Raw genomic sequence first — 3,695 nt, forward strand, 5'->3', positions numbered from 1 at the left:
GACAGCGCCAGTATCTACCCACGGGAAGTGGTCAAGCGGGCCATACTGCTCAACAGTGGGGCCATCATCGCGGTGCACAATCACCCCAGCGGTGACCCGGAACCCAGTCAATCTGACAGGGTCTTTACCCAGGCCCTCAAAGAAGCCTTGGCGCTGGTCGATGTGCGATTGCTTGACCATCTGGTGGTCGGTGCTGAGGGCTTAGTCTCGATGGCCGAAAGAGGTCAGCTATGAACCAGACCCCAGGCAAAACCCACCTCACCGCCCTCGATATCCTCATCGAGTTGCGCTGTTGGCTGGCAGACAACGTCGAGATGCAGACCGAGCCCGCCATCGTGGCTCACCTGCCTAACGGCTCCCCGCTCACCCAGGCCGATAGTATCGAGGCTATTGATGCGCTGCTGCATCAGCTGCGCCATTAGTCCGTTCCAAAAGAGAAATGAGCGATGCGATTACCTAACCCCTATTCCCTTGAGGAAACCCTGAGCAAGCTGCGCCATCGTCTGGCTACTGCCTGCAACGAGGAGGCGCTGGCATTACTGGAAAAAGCCGTCACCAAGGCGCGTGATGACGAGGGTTATGCCAGGCAGCTTGAAGAGGCCTTGCTGCGGGGATCCACCATCGAGATCCGCGAATGCCTCAGCTGCTTTGGCGACTACTTCGAGCGCTCCCGAGACGCACCGCCCTATTACCTGCATCACGATGCCGTCAACGGCATTGATTGTGCGCTCTACGCCATCCTGTTTGATGCGGCTTACCCAGACGCAGAGCAGGCGCACGAATAACGCCAGCATCCCCAAACCCGGATCATCCGCGCCAACACCATGATCCGGATATTCCGATCCCCCCAGCAAGGCCACCTCACTACAGGTGGCCTTGTTCATTTCAAGGAGTCACTCAATGTCTGCCTTCATGATTGACCGCAAGGATTACCTAGCCTTTGCCGTGCAGCTACATCGCTTTTGCAATGCCCCCATGCCACCGCACTACACCCTGGAGCTACTGCGCACCCTCTGGTGGCAGCCGCCAGCAGACACGACCAGCACCTGGACGTGGCGGGTTGACCGGCTGGTACGGTTGATGATGCTCGCCAATCGCCGTGCTGTTTGGCATCGCTATCAGCTTGGGCGTCAGCAGGGCCACAAGGAACCACATCAGCACCGCTCGAACAAGCTGGGGCCGCTTAAACCTGCCCATCGTTACCACCAGGCACCACTCACCGATGCCGAACTGGTAGCCCTCTACAAATTCACCTGCTGCGCCCTGTACCAGTCGAGCGAATGGAGCGGGAGTCCTGAGCAGGCCCCACGGCTGGTGAAGGTAATACAGCAGTTGCAGCAGGCGCTGGCGCAAGACGTGCTGACCCGGCTGTCACTGTGGGAGCAAGCACCCTGGGGAGAGATGTGATGGATCTCTACATCACCCTGACAGTGGCAAGCTCGCCACCGAGTTCAATGGCCCACCTAGCCCAACGTGTCGCCGATGACATGGCACACCTGCATCACCGTCTAGGGGATGGGGTGAGCGATGAACTGGGCATCAGTATCAGCTATCTGGTCGAACAGTTTGCGCTGCTGGCAGCTGCTTACCGTTCACCGGAGGAAAAGGAGAAACACCCATGATCGAATTCAACGACAGCTTTAGCCAGGCCTCCGTAGCGGAGGCCATGTGTGCTCACTCAGGGCTTGCCAAGCTCATCAGTCAGCAGTTGATGCTGCCGGGCTTTGCCTATGCCCACGATGTGGAGGGGCGACGTATTGGTGGCCCGCTGGTGGCCCCCAACCCTGTGTTGCACAAGACCACGCTCTTTGTCAGTCCACGGGATATGCGTGAGCACCTGCCACGAGAGATTAACTTCGCCCGCTTTCGCTGCGCCTGTAATGCAGCGGGTCAGCCGGTCGGTGAGTGGCAACGGGTAATTGTCGGGGCCTACGTCAACCACGGTAGTAATGACAAGCCGGATTGGAGTAGTCACACCTGAGCCACGGCCACCAGCACACACCCATGCTCCCATACAGCCCCTCACTCCGAGGGGCTGTTTGCATTTGAAGGAAGCCCAACCATGCACGACCTGCGTGATTACAAGACCCTGACCGCTCGGCAGATCACCACTGCCATCGGTCAGCTCAACCACAACACCGCGCCGAAGATAATGACCCACCTGGGATTGCGGGCCAGGCAGCCGCAACCACTCGGTAATGGCCGTAGTAGAGCCAAAGCCCTCAAGCTGCTGCGCAGAGTCAAGAAGGCCCACAAGGCGGGGCGTATCCCGTTTGAACTTACAGTGACCGGCTGCCGCATCGACCGGGGTAGCCATCAGGCTGACCGCTACTATTACGACCGAACACTGCTGGCTCAGGGCTGGCAGCAGTACGACACCGAAGAAGATGCGTGGTACTTCGGCATCTGGATTAACACAGAAAGGCTGGAGACCTTTACCTACGCAGAGGGCGACACCCACCATGTGATTGCGCCAAACGTTGAGGCGTTTCGTACCGAGCTGGCGCGGCTCTACCAGTACCACCCGCAAGCCCCGGCGTTTATCAGCATCGACCCGGAAGCGGGCACGGTGACCCACCATTTTGAAGCCAAACCGGAGGTGTGAAATGGCTAAGAACATCACCATCAAGGTGCCCGGCAAACATCCGCGAACCGGCGAGATCACCACCTTTGAGCTTAAGGGCCAACGCATCGATATCGGCATCGGCGGCCAGGCCGTGCCTTTCCTCATTCACGGTAGGGGGATAGGAACGTCCCTCACTCACATCCCGAGCGGATACCGCATCGCCCTGCTCGGTGGCTGGCTCACCGCTCGTTACGCAATACCTGAAAATAAGCCCAGCAGAACGGCATGCGCCCAGATGGCCATAGATCGGCTGGTGGCTCAATACGGCTCGCTGCACCTGCTGGACCGGCTGAATGGCAAACTGGTTATCAATGAGATGGCTGACTGCGCTCGTTGACGCCAACCGTCTCGCTCATCCACACACAGCATAAAGGGCCAGCCTTCACAGGCTGGCCCTTTGCAACACTGGAATCATCGAACATGACCCGTCTAATCATCGGGCTCGAAGTGCATCGCTATGCCCCCGAGCTCAATAAACTGCATCTGCGTAACCGGCAGACGTTATCCGCTCCCGGCATCACCACCATCAAAGAGGCCAAAGCCCGTCTATTTGGCCGCTGGCAGCCTGGGCATGAGGTAACCATCACCGTGAGCCATCCCGATTACGTCAATCTCTCCCGGCTCTACCGGGGGCGACTGGCCAGTCTGACAGAACTCCCGGAGCATCTGAACAGACTGCGCCAGCGCCACAATGTGCCCGGCACAATCATCCACACCCAATTGAGGTATCGCTAATCATGACCACGACAACCATCCACACCCAGGACCAACAACCCGCAGCGCCAGACCACCCCACCCGGATTTTTGCGCAGTGGGGTTTGCCCCATAACGTGACGCCGCGCTTTGGGGCTCGTCTCATTCAAGAGCATCATCGCCTGCACTTTCTGTCAGATCGGGCCTCACTGGTAGGCGAATGGCAGGAGGAGGCTATAGACCGGCTGGAGGCTGCCTTACCTACCATCATCAAGGAACTGGAAGCCAAGCTGCTGACCGGCGAACTGGATGCCCAGCGCCAGCAACGTATCACTATCCAGCATGGAGGCTTTACCTGCGAAGCCGATACCCTTGG

Annotated in this window: 10 protein-coding genes; all 10 read left to right on the top strand. The window is 58.7% G+C overall.

Annotated features, from left to right (window positions below; translation table 11 throughout):
- Positions 1-234: JAB domain-containing protein (locus OKC40_RS21910; protein ID WP_333563280.1), on the top strand; the 234-nt coding region annotated here is incomplete at its 5' end.
- Positions 231-422 (top strand): hypothetical protein, encoded by a 192-nt coding sequence (locus tag OKC40_RS21915; RefSeq protein WP_029303518.1) that lies wholly within the window; start codon positions 231-233, stop codon positions 420-422. The genes OKC40_RS21910 and OKC40_RS21915, both read left to right, overlap by 4 nt.
- Positions 423-446: 24 nt before the next feature.
- A complete protein-coding gene (locus OKC40_RS21920) occupies positions 447-785 on the top strand; it encodes a hypothetical protein (protein ID WP_181023123.1) in 339 nt (112 codons plus the stop codon).
- A gap of 115 nt (positions 786-900) precedes the next feature.
- Positions 901-1,407, top strand: a complete 507-nt coding sequence (locus OKC40_RS21925) for a hypothetical protein (protein WP_077098445.1) — start codon at positions 901-903, stop codon at positions 1,405-1,407.
- Complete coding sequence (locus OKC40_RS21930) at positions 1,407-1,622, top strand: hypothetical protein (RefSeq protein ID WP_029303599.1); 216 nt, start codon at positions 1,407-1,409, stop codon at positions 1,620-1,622. The genes OKC40_RS21925 and OKC40_RS21930 overlap by 1 nt, the downstream gene beginning before the upstream one ends.
- On the top strand, positions 1,619-1,981 hold the full coding sequence (locus OKC40_RS21935) for a hypothetical protein (RefSeq protein WP_043170869.1): 363 nt from the start codon (positions 1,619-1,621) through the stop codon (positions 1,979-1,981). The genes OKC40_RS21930 and OKC40_RS21935 overlap by 4 nt, the downstream gene beginning before the upstream one ends.
- 81 nt (positions 1,982-2,062) lie before the next feature.
- Positions 2,063-2,605 carry a hypothetical protein gene (locus tag OKC40_RS21940; RefSeq protein ID WP_103828994.1) on the top strand — a complete coding sequence of 181 codons (543 nt, stop codon included), beginning with the start codon at positions 2,063-2,065 and terminating at the stop codon, positions 2,603-2,605.
- A gap of 1 nt (position 2,606) precedes the next feature.
- Positions 2,607-2,963: a hypothetical protein gene (locus tag OKC40_RS21945; RefSeq protein WP_043850493.1), complete on the top strand. Its 357-nt coding sequence runs from the start codon at positions 2,607-2,609 to the stop codon at positions 2,961-2,963.
- An 83-nt stretch (positions 2,964-3,046) separates the two neighbouring features.
- Entirely contained in the window at positions 3,047-3,361 is a 315-nt protein-coding gene (locus OKC40_RS21950) for a hypothetical protein (protein ID WP_182936061.1), read from the top strand.
- 2 nt (positions 3,362-3,363) lie between these two features.
- The coding region (locus OKC40_RS21955; protein ID WP_270796985.1) for a type IV toxin-antitoxin system YeeU family antitoxin at positions 3,364-3,695 on the top strand (332 nt) is incomplete at its 3' end.

It is taken from the genome of Aeromonas sp. QDB11, from assembly GCF_027705265.1.
GTDB classification, from domain to species: domain Bacteria; phylum Pseudomonadota; class Gammaproteobacteria; order Enterobacterales; family Aeromonadaceae; genus Aeromonas; species Aeromonas allosaccharophila.